The sequence below is a fragment of the Pseudarthrobacter sp. genome, assembly GCF_036675385.1.
GTDB lineage: Bacteria > Actinomycetota > Actinomycetes > Actinomycetales > Micrococcaceae > Arthrobacter.
In genome coordinates this window covers 1-15,575 of sequence record NZ_JAKFFD010000136.1, presented here as the reverse complement: position 1 = coordinate 15,575, position 15,575 = coordinate 1, and the positions used below count along the sequence as shown (strand labels likewise).

Here is a 15,575-nt window from a genome sequence, read left to right as displayed (position 1 = left end):
TGTGCCCTGCCGCGCCCAGCCCGCCCCACCGGCGCCCGTTCCCCACCCGCGCCCGATTCGATGGTTCCCTGCGCAGACGATGGTTCGAATCATCGATCGGGCAGGGAACCATCGAATCGGAGCAGGCCTCCGGCCAAGTCGGCGCCGACGGTATTAAAGTTCTTGACAATAAAAGTTGTCGGTTGGCAAGATGGAAGCATGTTGGACATCGAAGTGATCGAGGACCCGGCCGCGGCGGAAGCGTCGTTGGACCCGATCCGGACGCGCATCCTCCGGGAGCTCACGGAGCCGGGGTCGGCCACGCAGCTTGCCGCCAAGGTGGGCCTGCCGCGGCAGAAGGTCAACTACCACCTCAAGGCCCTCGAGCGGCACGGGCTGGTGGAACTCGTGGAGGAGCGGCGCAAGGGGAACGTCACCGAACGCGTCCTCCAGGCGACGGCGGCCTCGTATCTGATTTCGCCCGTGGCCCTCGCGTCGGTGGCCCCGGATCCGCACCGGTTCTCCGACCGGTTCTCGGCCTTCTGGCTGCTGGCGCTCGCCGGGCGGATGGTCCAGGAGGTGGGCAAGTTGATCGCCGGCGCGGCCGCTGCCCGGCAGAAGCTCGCAACGTTCGCGATCGACGGCGAGATTACCTTCCGGACGGCCGTGGACCGCGCCGCGTTTGCCGAGGAACTCGGCGTCGCCGTGACCCGCCTGGTGGACAAATATCACGACGGCGGCGCGGTCGCCGGCCCGGGCGACACCCCGGCAGGCGGCTCCGCCCCAAGTGGCACTTCGGCGGGTGGCGGACGGAAGCACCGGCTCGTCGTCGCTCTTCACCCCGTTCTCAAAACCCCCATCAAACCCCTTTCAGCGAAGGAGCAGGACAATGACTGACAACCGCGAATTTGAGATCGTGTACGACACCGAACTGCCCGGGACGCCCGAGCGTGTCTGGGAAGCTGTGACAAGTGGAACGCCGGCGTGGATGTTCCCTACGGACCAGTGGCCGGACGTCAAGACCGTGCAGGAGCACCCCACGCATCTCGTATCACGGATGGACGGCCCGGATGGCTGGTTCAACCAGCTGGAGCACATCCTGGAACCGCTCGACGGCGGCCGCACCCGGCTGCACTATGTCCACAGCGGGATCTTCGCCGACAACTGGGACGAGCAGTACGACGGCGCCAGCAAGCACACGGCGTTCTACCTGCACACGCTGGGCCAGTACCTGCAGCACTTTGACGGCAAGCCGGTCGTGTTTACGGACATCCAGTCTCCGGCAGCGTCGCAGACCCCGGACGGTTTCGACCGCCTGAAGAAAGCTATGGGCGTGGATTCTGCGGCGCAGGGTTCCGCTGTTGAGCTGGAGCTCGACGGCGTGGGGCGGCTGTCCGGGGAGCTGGACTTCTCCAACGAGAACTTCCTGGGCCTGCGGACCTCGGATGCGATGTACCGGTTCTTCGGCCGCAACGCATTCGGCGCGCCGGTGGGTATGACTGTGCACGACTTCAGCGGCAGCGGTGACTCTTCAGCGACCGCCGAGGCCTGGGGCGGCTTCCTCGAAAAGGTCTACGCGTAGGTTGGCTTGAGGTCGGCACCCGAATATCGACTCGCACATTGTCTGGCGCACCGGGAAATCCACCTGCGTCAGATAATTTGCGCGTCGTGGGCGGATCGGAGCGTCGGGAAGGTCAGGTCGCGTCAGGCGGCCCAGCCGCGGGCGACGGCGTCGAGGGCTGCGTTGTATGCGGCACCCCAGTCTGCGTCCGGCGGGCCCACCTGGGCCAGTTCCAGGCTCACGAGGCCGTGGACCTGGCCCCAGATTGCGACGGCGACCATTTCCACGGGTGCCTGCAGCACGGTGCCGGCAGACTGGGCGGAGGCCACTGCTTCCATCAGGGGCTCCATGGCATCGGCGGCAGCATCGGGGCTTGGCTGGCAATCGACGTAGGCTGCCAGCGCGCCGCCGAACATCAGCCGGTAGAGCGCCCGATGCTCCAGCGCCCAGGTCCGGTAGGCCTCGCCGAGTCCCCGAAGCCCGCCCGGGGCCGCGGCCACCTGTGAGTCGCGGAAGGACCGGAACCCGTCGTCCACGACGGCCGTCAGGAGCTGGGATTTTCCGCCGAACAGCGAGTAGACGGCCGTAGTGGACGTGCCGGCGGCCGCTGCCACATCCCGCAGATTCACGCGTGCAGGACCGTCACGGTCCACCAGGTCAGCCGTGACGGCCAGCAGGCCCTGCCTGAGGGAATCGTTATGCACTACGGGTCTTGCCATGGAGTCCATTGTTTCATAACCTTGTTTCGTAACGGTGTTATGAAACAAGGTTATGAAACCGCGAACCGAAGGAGTTCCCATGGCGCAGAAGGTATTTCCGGGCCGGTACACCGCTGACCCGGGCCGCGAATCGGTGACGGTCTTCCTGATCGGCATGCGGGCGAACCGATGGTGGAAGGTCGGGACCGTCGGCAAGGTGGCTGCCGCCATGCCGCGGATGCTCCAGCACCTTGCCGCCGACCCCGCGGCGGGAATGCTCGGCTACGAGCAGTGGTTCGGACGCACCACCATCCTGCTCAGCTACTGGGAGAGCCCCGAGCACCTGCGGAAGTTCGCCGCGGACCGGGAGTCCCCGCACCTGGAACCGTGGCGACGATTCATGAAGGAACTCTCCGGGACCGGCGACGTCGGCGTCTGGCATGAGACGTACCAGGTGCCGGCCGGCGGGATCGAGGTTGTCTACAACGGGATGCCGGAGTTTGGGCTGGCCAAGGCGACGGCTCATGTCCCGGTCGGGGCCGGGACCAATACGGCCAAGCAGCGGATGGGCCGGGCCGCAGGCCGCGGTGCCAGCGGCACGTGATCCCGAAAGCCCACGCGTCACGCAATAGCCAGGGCCGGCGCGTTCTTCAGGGTCCGGCGGAGCTGCGGGGCGGCATCGAGCCGGTTCTGGGCTGAGCGCAGGGCCAGAACGGCGGTCTCCAGCTGGTCCGGCGGCAGGGTGAAAGGTACCCGGAGGTAGCGTTCGAACGCGCCGCCGACGCCAAACCGCGGCCCGGCGGCCAGCCGGATACCAAAGTCCGGAGCGATCATCGTCAGCGCCGTGCTGACCGGTGCTGGCAGCCTGCACCAGACGGACAGTCCGCCGGCCGGGCGTGCCGTTTCCCAGTCCGGCAAGTGTCCGGCAAGGAGCTCCAGAAGTGCAGCGCGGTTGTCCCGGAGGGCGCTGAGCCGTGCGGGAAGCGGCTCGTCGAGGGCGCGGACCAGGTGGGCCGCCGCCAACTGTTCCATAAGCGGTCCGCCCAGATCCAGGGACGTCCGTGCCGCCGCAAAGCGCTGGATCATGGCTTCGGAGGCGCGGATCCAGCCTGTCCGAAGTCCGGCCCAATGGGATTTGCTGAGCGAGCCGATGGTGACCACTGCGGGACCGAATGCTGCCACGGGACTGGTTTTGACGCCGTCGAGATTCAGCTCACGGAGGGTTTCGTCCACCACCAGAACTGTCCCCGCCGCCGCGGCCGCCCGGACCAGCTGGCGGCGCTGGACATCAGGCATCAGCTGCCCGGTGGGGTTATGGAAGTCCGGCACCACGTACGCCATCCTGGGTCGCTGCTGTACCAGGGCGGCCTGCAGGGCGTGCATGTCCCAGACCAAGGCGGGCGCACCGCCGTCGGCCTCTTTGGTGCTGTCGCCCTGGGCTGTGGTGAATGCCACCGGGAGGGGCCGGCAGCCGGCCGCGCGGATGGCATCCAGGGCGTTCGGATAGCTGGGGTGTTCCACCAGCACCCTGTCCTGCCGGCCCGCCACGGCGCGGATGACGATGTTCAGGGCGTGCTGCGCGCCCGAGGTCACCAGGATCTGTTCGGCGGTGGTCGGCACGCCGGCCGCCGTATAACGCGCCGCCACCGTCTCGCGCAGCGGGAGCAGACCCATGGCGTCGTAGCCGAATCCTGGCAGCAGGGCGGGAAGTTCGGTGAGGGCTGCGGCGAACGCGCGGTGCACCACCTCGCCGCTGGCGGGCAGCGACGCGTAGGCGAGGTCAATCAGACCCTCCGGCGCCGCGAGCCCGGGAGACGTTGTTCCGGGCGTCCGCCCCGCGGTTGTCAGGCCCGGCTCCGTGAGCACCGTGGTACCCAACGCCGTCAGGCGCGGAATCCGGGTCCGGCCCCTGCTGCCCTGCCCGCTGCTGAGGAAACCCTGCTCGCGGAGGTGGCCGTAGGCGGCTGTCACGGTGGTGCGGCTGACGCCCAGCGCCTCAGACAGTGCCCGCTCGCTGGGCAGGGCCGTGTCCAGGGCCACCCGGCCGTCCAGGACCAGGAGGCGGACGACGTCGGCCAGCTCGCGGTAGGCGGGAGCGACGCCGAGGTTCCACTCACCCAGGAGACGGGCCAGCGCAGGCGGGTTCAGCGAAGGGGACATGATGCCAGTATCTCAGACTGGCTATGTAATTCAATGCCAGTTATCTGTCAGAGTGGTCGTTATGTTGACTCGCAGACTACTCCAGCTCTTTACCGGCCTCGCCATGTACGGCATATCCCTGGCCATGTTCATCCGTGCCGGACTTGGACTGGATCCGTGGGATGTTTTCCATCAGGGAGTGTCCGGCCGGACGGGACTGAGCATCGGGGTGGTGGTCATCATTGTGAGTTTCCTGGTGCTGCTCCTCTGGATCCCGCTCCGGCAGTGGCCAGGGTTCGGCACGCTCTGCAACGCCGTGCTGGTGGGCGTCTTCGCGGACATCGGCCTGGCCTTGATCCCTGCGTTCTCGCACCTGGGCGGGCAGATCGGCATGCTTGCCGGTGCCGTGCTGCTGAACGGCATCGCGTCCGCCTGCTACATCGGCGCACGGTTCGGTCCGGGGGCCAGGGATGGCCTGATGACCGGGCTGGCACGGCGCACCGGCTGGTCCGTGCGGGTCTCGCGCACCCTGATCGAAGTTGTGGTGCTGGGAGTTGGCTGGCTGCTGGGCGGTTCCGTGGGCGTGGGCACGGTGGTCTACGCCCTCGCCATCGGGCCGCTGGTCCAGCTGTTGATGCCGTGGTTTATGGTGCCCGCGGCTCTGCCAGCCGAAGCCGCAGTCCTCGAACAGGATGCCGTTGAGTTCGATGCCGCCGAGTTGGATGCCGGTGAGTTGGATGCCGCCGAGTTGGACGCTGGCGGGTCGGACACGGACGAGCCGGTCGCCGTCGAACGCGTGGCCAGGACTTTCTAGGACTCCCTAGGACCGCTCAGGACATGACGCCTAGGGCAGGACCGGCTGGCACTGCGGGCAGAAGTAGATGTCCCGTTCCTCTTCGCCGTTGGGTTTGCCCAGCACGCCGCGGCGGATGGGGGTCCGGCATTTCAGGCACGGCTGGTGTTCGCGCCGGTAAACCCAGTAGCCCGGGCGGCCCGCCATCCGTCCCACGGGCATGCCTCGCGGGTTGAGGACGGTCACCCGGCGTGCCGGGCCCAGGTTGGCTTCCAGCAGCTGCTTGGCATCGGTCATCAGGGTCCGGACGTCGTGGACAGCTGAGACCGGAGTCGCCGGGTGCACCCCGGACAGGAAGCACGCCTCGCAGCGATAGATGTTGCCGATGCCCGCCAGGTTGCGCTGGTCCAGCAGGGCGACGCCGATGGGCACGTCGGGTGCCGCGCGGATCCGCTGCTCCGCTTCGGCCGGGTCCCAGTCCGGACCCAGCAGGTCCGGACCCAGATGGCCCACTATGGTGTCCTCGTCCGCGGTGCGGACCACTTCCACGATGCCCAGGGAGAACCCGACGGCGTCCGCTGCCGCCGTGCGCAGAACGCACCGGGCGGTGAATCCCGGCTTCCGCCATCGCCCGCCCGGCGGATAGACCTGCCAGGTGCCTTCCATCTTCAGGTGCGAATGGATGGTGAGCTTCCGCTCCTCCGGTCCATTCCCGTCCGGTCCCAGCACGCGCATCAGCAGGTGCTTGCCGCGCGGGACCACCTCCGCCACGGTCCAGCCGGCCAGGTTGAGCGTGGCGAACCTCGGCACGCGGAAGTCCGATGCCGTCAGCGTTTGCCCAGCCAAGGCCTGGTGGAGTTCGGCGGCGGCCCGCCAGACGGAGTCGCCCTCAGGCACGGATCCTCAGACCCTTGGGCGTTGAGTATGCCCCGGCGGCCGCGAGTGCGGCCGCCACGGGCGTGTCCAGGATGCCGTGGCCGTTGACCTTTTCCATGATGAGCTTGTCCACGGCTCCCCGGGTGACGACACCTACCAAAGCCGCCCCGGCGGCTGACAGCACGGCTGTGTCCTCGCTGAAGGCCAGCAGCGTTTTCCCGCCCCGTTCCACGTAGAGGACCAGGGCACCGTCCACCATGACCACCAGGGCCCCGGCTTTCCGCCCAGGCCGGTGGCCCGTTCCTGCCTCTACGTCGAGGGCAGGCCAGGACAAAGCAGCCCCATAGGGGTTGGCGGGATCCGTGGCCGCAAGGGCCAGCGCCATTGGTTCGGGCTTGGCCAGCTGGGTGTCCTCGGAATAGGAGCGCAGCCGGTCCACGGTTGCGGGGACCGCGAACTGGGCGGCCCCGAGGTGCTCGATGAAATACCCGCGGCGGCAGCGGCCGGCCTCCTCCAGCCGGGCCAGCACCTTGTACATCAGGCCGAACCCGCCCAGGATCTGCTCCGCCATGACCGATCCCCGCGTCACCACGCCATACCGGTCCAGCAACAGCTCAGCCGTGGCACGGGCATGGATGGTGGCGTCCAGCTCGGGCGAGGGCAGGGCAGACCAACGCCCCGCGGCCAGCGGAGGTGTGGCCGCCGTGCCCGACAACGAGCCGTACCGTCCGCCGCCCAGCGCAGGGGACCCCAGCCCAGTGGAACCCAGCCCGGGCGATCCCAGGAGGCCGGTGCCGTGCGAGCGGCCGAGCCGGCTCAGCCTGGGGGCACGGGCGCGGGGCGGGCGGGCCACCTGGCGATGCGCCGTGTGGCCGCCGGCGATGAGGGCACGGACCGGGGCGAAAGTGTCGCCGGTGATGCGGCCCGCCCATGCTAGATCCCACAGCGCGGACACCACTTCCTGGTCGCTGAGTACCGAGTCCATGCCACCGGCCACGTCCTTCAGCTGGCGGAAGAAGTAACCGCCGCCGTTGTTCCTCAGGTGGTCAAGCAGGCGTTGCTGCGCGTCGCCGGGTTCGTATTCGACGGCGGGATTCAGCGTCAGTTCGGCGGAATCGGCCAGGTGGAGGCTGACCCAGCCGTCGTTTCCAGGCAGCGCCCCCGCCCCGGACCAGAGGACCTCGCCGGCGGCCATAAGCTCGTCGAGCATGGCGGGCTGGTAGTTCGAAACCCTGCTGGCCAGGACCAGCGGCTCCCACGCCGAAGCCGGTACCGGCACGCCGGAAAGCTGGTCGATCGCGGTGACAATACCGTCCAACCCCCGCAGTGACGGCTGCCCGCGCCCGGCTCCCGGAGTGCGGACATGCTGCCAGGCCGGCAGGAAGCGCCCATAGGCGGCGGCGTCCACCGGTTCCACTTCGGCGCGCAGTGCTGCGAGCGAACGACGCCGGAGCTTGCGGAGCACTTCGGCGTCGCACCATTCGCTGGTGGAGGGGGCGGGAAGATGCGTCTGCGGGGGCTCTGCCGCGAGCGGCTGACCCGTTTGGACATCCTCAACCGGTGTTTCGTCCGGTGGCCCATAGCTCGCCGTCTGTTCCGCTGGAGCGGCGTGCGGCCGGAACTCGCCTTCCACCACCCGGCCGTCCGCGGCGAGCCGTTTCAGTGCGGTGCCGACCACGGCGACGCCGAGCCCCAACCGGGCCGCGGCTTCCGCCGACGTGAACGGTCCGTGCGTACGCGCGTACCGGGAAACCAGGTCGCCCAAGGGGTCTGCAACCGGTTCGATGAAGGCCAGGGGAACGCCCATGGGAAGCGGAACGCCGATGGCATCACGAAGCCGGGCGGCATCCTCGACGGCGGCGTAGCGTTCGGCCCCGCCGATGTTGACTCTTATGGCCCGGTTGGCCCGCAGCAGGGCGGTCAGGTGCGTTATGGCCAGAGGAACGTCGGCATGCGGGGTTTCGGCAGGCTCAACCACCGGCGTTTCGGTGGGCTCCGGGGTTTCGACAGGCTCCACCGCTGGCAGCGGCTCGACCACCACCACAGGCTCCAGGCGGGCGGCGACCTCTTCCGGGGTCAGAGGGCCCAGCAACCTGAGCAGATCGGCGACGCCTTCCATGCCGCGGGCCCGGCGGTCCGGCGCAAGGCGCTGGAGTTCAAGCTCGGTGGCCTCGATGACCTTGGCGTCCAGCAGTTCACGGAGCTCAACGCGGCCGAGCAGCTCGTTCAGGAGTGTCGAGTCCAGGGCCAGGGCTGCGGCCCGGCGTTCGGCCAGGGGCGAGTCCCCTTCGTACAGGAACTGGGCCACGTACCCGAACAGCAGGGACTTGGCGAACGGCGACGGCTGCTGCGTGGTGGTCTGCACGATCCTGAGTTCGCGGCGTTCCACCGAGGCCGCAATGTCCTTCAGGGCCGGAAGATCGTAAACGTCCTGGAGGCATTCGCGGACGGTTTCCAGCACGATGGGGAACGTGGGGTATTTCCGGGCGACGTCGAGCAGCTGCGCCGACCGCTGGCGCTGTTGCCAGAGCGGCTGCCGCTTGCCGGGCGTTTGCCGGGGGAGCAGCAGCGCACGCGCGGCACACTCCCGGAAACGCGAGGCGAACAGTGCGCTGCCGCCCACCTCGGCGGTGACAATCTGCTCCAGCTCGTCGGGATCAAACAGGAACAGCTCGGCACCGGGCGGCTCGTCCTCCATCATGGGGACCCGCAGCACAATTCCGTCATCGGCGGCCATGGCAGACCCGTCCAGGCCGTACCGCTGCTGCAGGCGCTGCCCGACGGCGAGTGCCCAGGGAGCGTGCACCGGCATCCCAAACGGGCTGTGCAGGATCACCCGCCAGTCGCCCAGTTCGTCGTGGAAGCGCTCTACCACCAGCGTGGTGTCGCAGGGGACCACGTCGGTGGCGAGCTTCTGTTCACTGAGGTACTGGATCAGGTTGTTCGCGGCGAATTCATCCAGCCCGCTGGCCTTGCAGCGTTCGGTGGCAGGGCCGACGTCGGACGCGGACAGTTCACGCACGAAGGCGCCCAGCGCGCGGCCCAGGTCAACGGGCCGCCCCAGCGAGTCCCCCTTCCAGAAGGGGAGTTTGCCCGGCTGGCCGAAGGCGGGGGAGACCAGGACGCGGTCGTGGGTGATGTCCTCGATTTTCCAGCTGGTGGCGCCCAGCGCAAAAATGTCACCCACCCGTGACTCGTAGACCATTTCCTCGTCCAGCTCGCCCACGCGGCGGCCGCCTTTTGCAGGTGACGCGGCGGGTTTGCCGTCCGAGCCCGGCGTGCCGGAGCCCTCCACCTCCGTGCCGATGATGTAGACACCGAAAAGGCCGCGGTCCGGGATGGTGCCGCCGGACGTCACGGCAAGCCGCTGGGCCCCGGGCCTGCCTTCGATGGTGCCGGCGTTCCGGTCCCAGATGATCCGGGGCCGCAGTTCCGCGAATTCATCGGACGGGTACCGGCCGGCCAGCAGGTCAAGGGTTGCCTCGTAGGCGGACCGGGGGAGGGACGCGAACGGGGCGGACCGCCGGACGGTGGCGAACCATTCCTCCACATCGATGCTGCCCAGGGCGGTGGCCGCGACGGTCTGCTGGGCCAGGATGTCCAACGGATTGGCCGGGACAAAGAGCCGCTCAATCTTCCCTTGGAGCATCCGCTCCACGGTGATGGCCGTGTGCACCAGGTCTGCGCGGTGCTTGGGAAACAGCACTCCTTGCGAAATTTCCCCCACCTGGTGCCCGGCACGGCCCACACGTTGGAGCCCGCTGGCCACCGACGGCGGTGATTCCACCTGCACCACGAGGTCCACAGCGCCCATGTCGATGCCGAGTTCCAGGGACGAAGTGGCCACGACGCAGCGCAGCCGGCCGGACTTGAGATCGTCCTCAATGAGCGCCCGCTGGTCCTTGGAAACCGAGCCGTGGTGGGCGCGGGCCAGCAAAGGATCGGCTCCCGCCGTGCTGCCGGCCTGCGCCATCATGTGGGCCGGCGTCGCGGTGGACGCAGGCGTGGAAGCCGGGGTGAAGGCAGGACTGAAGGCAGGACTGAATGCCCCGTCGCTGGACGGAAAACCTGGATCTGCGGCACCGGCGTCAGGCGAGTCCCAGCCGCCGCCGACCGCGATCAGTTGCCGTTCGGCGTAGATCTCGTTGAGCCGCGCGGTGAGCCGTTCAGCCAGGCGACGGGAGTTGGCGAAGACGATGGTGGACTGGTTGGCCAGCACCAGGTCAACGATCTTTTCCTCCACATGGGGCCAGATCGAGGCCTGGGGCTGCAGCCCGGATGCCGGACCGGAGTCGAAGGCGCCTGCGGCGCCCGGGAGGTCGGACATGTCCTCCACCGGGACGGATACGGTGAGGTCCCAGTTTTTCCGTGACGTCGGGGCCACGATTTGCACCGGCGCAGCACCGGCCAGGAACTGGGCCACTAACTCGCGCGGCTCCACCGTTGCGGAGAGGCCGATCCGCTGGGCAGGCTTGGACAGCAGCGCATCCAGCCGTTCCAGCGAGACCGCCAGGTGCGCGCCACGCTTGGTTCCGGCGACGGCGTGGACCTCGTCAACGATGATGGTGTCCACCTCGGTGAGGGTCTCGCGCGCCCTGGAGGTGAGCATCAGGAACAGCGATTCCGGCGTGGTGATGAGGATGTCCGGCGGGTTGCTGAGCAGCGCGCGACGGTCCGCCGTCGTGGTGTCACCGGACCGGACCCCCACGGTGATCAGGGGCGCCGGAAGTCCCAGCCGCTTGGCAGTCTGGGTGATCCCGATCAGCGGCGAGCGGAGGTTGCGTTCCACGTCCACACCGAGGGCTTTCAGCGGCGAGATGTACAGGACGCGGGTCTTGCGTTTGGGCGGGCGGGGGCGTCGTCCTTTGGCTTGCCCTTTCACCGCCCCTTTGACCGATACAGCATCCACGCCCGGCAATACAGGGTCACCCAGTTCCGGACCAGGGGAAGGAGCCTCAACAAGCAAACGATCCAAAGCCCAGAGGAACGCCGCGAGCGTCTTGCCGGACCCGGTGGGTGCCACCACCAGCGCATGCGAGCCGGACGAGATGGCATTCCAGGCGCCGGTCTGGGCAGGGGTGGGCTCCGCAAACGCGCCCAGGAACCAGTCCCGCGTGGGCCGGCTGAAACGGCCCATGGGTTCCTCTTTGCGCCCGGCCGGGCGGGCTGCGTGGCCCGCTTCCGCTGGCTGATCCTCCTGCATTCCTCCATCATGCCCTACCCCACCGACAGTATTGCCAGCACGGTTGGAGGCGCGGATCAACCCTGCTCGAGCCTCGGAAGATCGTTGGTGGCGGGTCCTTCGAGGAGCTTGCCGTCGGGGCTGAAGCGCGAGCCGTGGAGCGGGCAGTCCCAGGTCAGTTCGCTGTCGTTCCAGTGGACAATCCCGCCCAGATGGGTGCAGACGGCGGAGAGCCTGCACGTGGTGCCGTCCACCGTGGAGACCGCCGCCGGCCGGGCGCCGTCGCGGTAAACCGTCGCGTCGCCGTCGGCCGGTACAGGACCTCCGGGGGGTGGGCCCGTCGGCACCCCGGTTCCGGCAGGCTCAACGGCAGGCTCAACCACCGCCCTGCCACTCACCGACTTGCCAACCGCCAGCTTCCCCCAGTCGGCGGCCAGCCGCGCAGCCACGCCAGCGTTGACGGCGACGGCGGTCATTGCCCCGCCCGGAGACGTCACGCGGTGGTGGATCGTGTTGGCCCAGCGGAGGCTGCCGCCGAGGATGTCCGCGGAGATGCCAAGGGCGGCGGCCACCGCGTTGGTCATGCCCCACTTGTTGTAACCGGTGCCGAAGAAGATGTGGCCCCGGCCCCGTGGCAGTTTGCCAAAGAAGGGCATCAGGTTGGTGGCCTGGTAGTCCTGGGCCGACCACGTGTGGGTGGTAACCGCACCCGGGAAGTGCTCCGTGGCCCAGTCCAGCAGCCCCGACAGATGGGACTTTTCCGATCCGGTCCGCCCCACCTGATGCCCGTGCCCTCCCACCAGTACGTACTTGCGGCCGTCAGCCTCATATTCCCGCAAGGAGTGGGTGGGTTCCTCGGCCGAGAGGTACATTCCGGGCGGCGCGGTGACTCCGGCAGGCAGCTCCAGGGCCGCGGCGTAGGAGCGTAAGGGCTTGAGCTTGGTGAAGTAGAGCCCGCGGTCCAGGACCGGGATTCCGGTGGCGAGAACAACGTTGTTGGCGGTGACGGTGCCCTGGTCGGTGTGGACAGTTAGCGGCCCGCTTCCGGAGACATTCCGCAGCCGGGTCCCGCCGACCACGCAACCGCCGCGGGCGCGGACGTCCCCGAGTAAGGCTTGCACGACATCCATGGGATTGATCTGGGCCTGATTGGTCAGGAGCAGGGCGCCCTGGATGGGGAAGGGGAGGCGTGCGTCGCGCACGTACTCGACGTCCAGGCCGGTGGTGGTCGCCGCGCCGAGTTCCTCAAGCAGCCGCTCCGTCCCCTGGGCGGTGGTGGCGTACGTGTAGGCATCCCGGCGCTGATACGGCACGTGGTGATCGTCGAGATAGCGGAGCAGCCAGGACTGCCCCTCCCGGTTGGCCTCAACGTAGGCGCCAACCTGCTTCTGCGCATACTGCCTGGCCAGGGCAGCCAGGACGGTCCCCTGCAGCAGGCTGACTTTCGCCGTTGTGTTTCCGGTGGTTACAGCCCCGGGAAACCTGGCCTCCAGGACCAGGACTCGCTGCCCCGAGCGCGCCAGCAGCAGTGCGGTGACCAGCCCCGTCAGCCCGGCTCCTGCCACTACGGTGTCGTAGCTGCTGCCTGCCTCGAACGTGTCAGTCTCGAACGTGTCAGTGCTGAAGGATTGCCCGCGGTCCAACCAGAGCGACGTCATGGAAGCTAAGTGTAATTATCATGACTCGTCAGGCCCAGATCGTCGGGCCTTGAGCATCAGGCCGGCTGGAAGGCTCCAACGCTCAGGAGCGTGATGTTCGCGTTGCTGCACGCGCTGGTGGGCTGCGGCAGGAACAAGGATGCTGTGTCCTCCGGCGGGTAGATGCGGTAACCGGCCGCGTCCGTCAGCGTGCAGTCGCTGTAATTCGCGGCCTGGGTGTAGCGGAGCACGGCGGTTCCGGCCTGGCCCGGCGCCAGCAGGACGTCCGCGACGGGGGTGGTTTCGTCGCGGGTCGCCGCCGCGCCGATCGGTGCACCGTCGGCGTTGGCGGTCAGCGATACCCCCGGGTAGCCCTTGAGCAGGCAGGGCGCCGTGCCCGTATTCGTGAGGTTCAGCTTCATGTAGACGCTGCCCGCCGCGCCCCCGCCGGACGCATCGGTAGCCGCCGACAGGGTGGCCGCTTTGCAGAGCGCGGGACCGGCCGGAGTTGCGGCGGACGACGACGGCGACTGGGACGCGCCCGGAGACGCCGGCGTGGTGGACGGGCTGGCGGAGTTGGTCCCCGGCGTCGTCGTCCCCTGCGTCTGCGGCTGGCCCGGTCCGCAGGCGGTGAGCATCAGCGCCGCCGCCGCGACCGCCGTCGTAAAAACAAACCCTTGGGAAATGCGCAGAGACGTCATGGCATAACCTTTGTTGCTGCTGTGACGGGAGTCAACGATGCCACGGGCCATCGGGAAGATTTGATGCCCGGATCGTGATCATCCGGGCATCAAATCCCGCGATGTTACGTGGCGGAGTCCTGCCGGCGCTTTGAGTTGCTGCGCGCGAAGGCCACCCCGCCCAGGGCGAGTCCGCCGAGGCCGGCGGCAAGCCCCGCCCAGCTGCGGGCGTCCGCGCCGCTGTCGGTCACGGGGGCTGCTTGCTCGGTGGCCGGGGTTTCGGTGGTGTGCGCCGCGGAAGCAGCGCCGTGGCCGTCTGCGCTGGCCGGCTCGGTGATGGTGATGGAAGGCGCCGGCGCCTTCAGCGAATGCGGGTCCTGGCCGTCCTTGGCGATCTCCGACCAGTCAGTCTGCCCCGTTTCGCACGACTGCAGCGTGGGGAAGTACAGCGTGGAGCCGGCCGCGTCAGGCAGCTTGACCGACAGCACCAGGGCATCGCGAAGCTCATGCTCCAGCGGGGCTTTTGCCGTGTACACAATCTGGCTGGTGCGCTTGGTGATGGACGTGCCGTCGGCCAGTTTTTTCGGCTCGGCGAGCTGTTCGGTCACCTTTTCCACGGTCCAGTTGGGGTTCACCGTGGGCTGGGCGTCGTTGAGTTCGGCCGGCAAGGTGATGGTCACCTTGATGGTGCCGGACTCCTCGCAGCCGTGCGGGATTCCGAAGGTCAGCAGGGCATACGAGTTGGCGTCAGTCTTGTCCGGCTTGACGCCGACGTGGGCGGACGCCCCTGCTGCTGCGGTCAGGATCAGGACAGCTGCGCCGCCGGTGGCTGCCGCTGCGGTGAGGGTGCGGCGAAGGAAGGTGGTGGTCATGGGGTTGCCTTTCGGACGCACGCCGGGTGGGGGCGTGCGGAAGTACGGGGTGGGGCCCGCGGCCTGCGGAAGTGCGGTGCGGGCGGAGTCAGGAAAGTACGACGGCGGAAGGCGGGCCGCGTCGGCTGTGTTGCCTGAGGTTCCGCCAGGGGCGGAGGGGGAGAACCGCTGGAGGGCCGGGCGCCGTACGCGGTGTGCCGGCGTCGGGCGTTACTGCTTCGGGGAGCCGGACGAGGGGCCTCAGCCACGCGGCCAGTGCCCACAGCGCGGCCTCGCCCTTGGCAAGCAGGAGGGCGCACGCGCCGGTGGCGAGTGCGTGGGTCAGGAGCATCAGGATCCCCGCTGAGCCGGAATCGTGGACGTGTCCGACGGCCGCGATGGCGGGGGCGGCGGCGCCGGACAGGTGGGCGTTATGGAGCCCGGGGGCAGCAGTGCTCACAGCGGTACCTGAGGAACTGAAAGCCGTGAAGGCTTCGTGCAGGATGAACTGGCCCGCGCCGAGGACGCCGAGCAGAGCTGGAAAATTGAGCCGCAGCCTCGTGGCGGAGGTGGCTGCCAGCACTGTCAGTGCGAGCACCGCCAACATGATGCCTGGGGCGGGAAGGTCGCCGCCGCCGGCCACGTGGGCGCCGGCGGCAAGAGTCAGGACCCCCGTGGAGAGGGACGCGGCGCGAAGGAAATGGAAGGGTGGCCGGGCGTGGTTGGTGCGCACGGATCCTCCTTATTTCGGTCGCCGGTGACGTTTTCAGTCGCGTTCTTCCAGTGGTCTTCGGCGACGTTCAGATTCTACCGGCCTTTGGGCGGGCCACCGGTGTGTGACGGTCCGTGCAGCGCGATCACGTTGGACGGATATTCTGTCGTTTCGGATGGCTCGGCTGGCAACTTCAAGAAACCCATGGCCATGTCGAGGCACTGGATGGCGACCGGGGGAACGCGGTAATCGGCCGCCGCCTCCACCAATCCGAGTTCGGCGAGAAGGGTCAGCTTCTGCTGTGCCTTCAGGGCCGCGAACGACGCGTAGATCTCTTCGAGGCCCGTTTCTTCGAGTTCCGTGTCTTCAAGGTCTATGTCCTGAAGCAAGGCGCCCTCAAGGTCCGGCGACGCCATCCGTTCGAGTTCCGCCACGGGCATCGGTTCATCGGTGGTGCCATAGGTGAG

Annotated in this window: 13 protein-coding genes; 4 read left to right on the top strand and 9 right to left on the bottom strand. The window is 68.3% G+C overall.

The window, feature by feature from the left end; translation table 11 throughout:
- Nucleotides 1–198 precede the first annotated feature (198 nt).
- Together V6M49_RS10535 and V6M49_RS10530 are read left to right on the top strand one after the other, a co-directional pair.
- A complete protein-coding gene (locus V6M49_RS10535) occupies nucleotides 199–876 on the top strand; it encodes a helix-turn-helix domain-containing protein (RefSeq protein ID WP_332761076.1) in 678 nt (225 codons plus the stop codon).
- The gene (locus V6M49_RS10530) at nucleotides 869–1,561 is read left to right on the top strand and encodes an SRPBCC family protein (RefSeq protein WP_332761075.1); all 693 of its coding nucleotides are present in this window, start codon (nucleotides 869–871) and stop codon (nucleotides 1,559–1,561) included. The genes V6M49_RS10535 and V6M49_RS10530 overlap by 8 nt, the downstream gene beginning before the upstream one ends.
- Nucleotides 1,562–1,683: 122 nt before the next feature.
- Here V6M49_RS10530 and V6M49_RS10525 read toward each other — a convergent pair whose 3' ends face one another.
- A complete protein-coding gene (locus V6M49_RS10525; protein WP_332761074.1) occupies nucleotides 1,684–2,259 on the bottom strand; it encodes a TetR-like C-terminal domain-containing protein in 576 nt (191 codons plus the stop codon).
- A gap of 79 nt (nucleotides 2,260–2,338) precedes the next feature.
- On the opposite strand from V6M49_RS10525, the gene V6M49_RS10520 reads away from it, so the two are divergent.
- Nucleotides 2,339–2,842, top strand: coding sequence for a DUF4188 domain-containing protein (locus V6M49_RS10520; protein WP_332761073.1), 504 nt, complete (start codon nucleotides 2,339–2,341; stop codon nucleotides 2,840–2,842).
- 17 nt (nucleotides 2,843–2,859) lie between these two features.
- Here V6M49_RS10520 and yczR read toward each other — a convergent pair whose 3' ends face one another.
- Nucleotides 2,860–4,398 carry a MocR-like transcription factor YczR gene (yczR, locus tag V6M49_RS10515; RefSeq protein ID WP_332761072.1) on the bottom strand — a complete coding sequence of 513 codons (1,539 nt, stop codon included), beginning with the start codon at nucleotides 4,396–4,398 and terminating at the stop codon, nucleotides 2,860–2,862.
- A gap of 61 nt (nucleotides 4,399–4,459) precedes the next feature.
- On the opposite strand from yczR, the gene yczE reads away from it, so the two are divergent.
- Complete coding sequence (gene yczE, locus V6M49_RS10510; RefSeq protein WP_332761071.1) at nucleotides 4,460–5,191, top strand: membrane protein YczE; 732 nt, start codon at nucleotides 4,460–4,462, stop codon at nucleotides 5,189–5,191.
- A gap of 30 nt (nucleotides 5,192–5,221) precedes the next feature.
- On the opposite strand, the gene V6M49_RS10505 is transcribed toward yczE, so the two are convergent.
- The 7 genes from V6M49_RS10505 to V6M49_RS10475 all read right to left on the bottom strand — a co-directional run.
- Nucleotides 5,222–6,067 carry an Fpg/Nei family DNA glycosylase gene (locus V6M49_RS10505; RefSeq protein ID WP_141139397.1) on the bottom strand — a complete coding sequence of 282 codons (846 nt, stop codon included), beginning with the start codon at nucleotides 6,065–6,067 and terminating at the stop codon, nucleotides 5,222–5,224.
- Complete coding sequence (locus V6M49_RS10500) at nucleotides 6,060–11,183, bottom strand: DNA glycosylase AlkZ-like family protein (protein WP_332761070.1); 5,124 nt, start codon at nucleotides 11,181–11,183, stop codon at nucleotides 6,060–6,062. The genes V6M49_RS10505 and V6M49_RS10500 overlap by 8 nt, the downstream gene beginning before the upstream one ends.
- A 122-nt stretch (nucleotides 11,184–11,305) precedes the next feature.
- Nucleotides 11,306–12,886 (bottom strand): FAD-dependent oxidoreductase, encoded by a 1,581-nt coding sequence (locus tag V6M49_RS10495; RefSeq protein WP_332761069.1) that lies wholly within the window; start codon nucleotides 12,884–12,886, stop codon nucleotides 11,306–11,308.
- A gap of 56 nt (nucleotides 12,887–12,942) precedes the next feature.
- On the bottom strand, nucleotides 12,943–13,566 hold the full coding sequence (locus V6M49_RS10490) for a DUF4232 domain-containing protein (RefSeq protein ID WP_141139399.1): 624 nt from the start codon (nucleotides 13,564–13,566) through the stop codon (nucleotides 12,943–12,945).
- Between the two features lie 104 nt (nucleotides 13,567–13,670).
- The gene (locus tag V6M49_RS10485; RefSeq protein WP_332761068.1) at nucleotides 13,671–14,417 is read right to left on the bottom strand and encodes a YcnI family copper-binding membrane protein; all 747 of its coding nucleotides are present in this window, start codon (nucleotides 14,415–14,417) and stop codon (nucleotides 13,671–13,673) included.
- Between the two features lie 88 nt (nucleotides 14,418–14,505).
- Nucleotides 14,506–15,129: a hypothetical protein gene (locus V6M49_RS10480; protein WP_332761067.1), complete on the bottom strand. Its 624-nt coding sequence runs from the start codon at nucleotides 15,127–15,129 to the stop codon at nucleotides 14,506–14,508.
- Nucleotides 15,130–15,203: 74 nt separating this feature from the next.
- Nucleotides 15,204–15,575, bottom strand: a 372-nt coding sequence (locus tag V6M49_RS10475) for a hypothetical protein (protein ID WP_332761066.1), incomplete at its 5' end; no start/stop codon positions are given.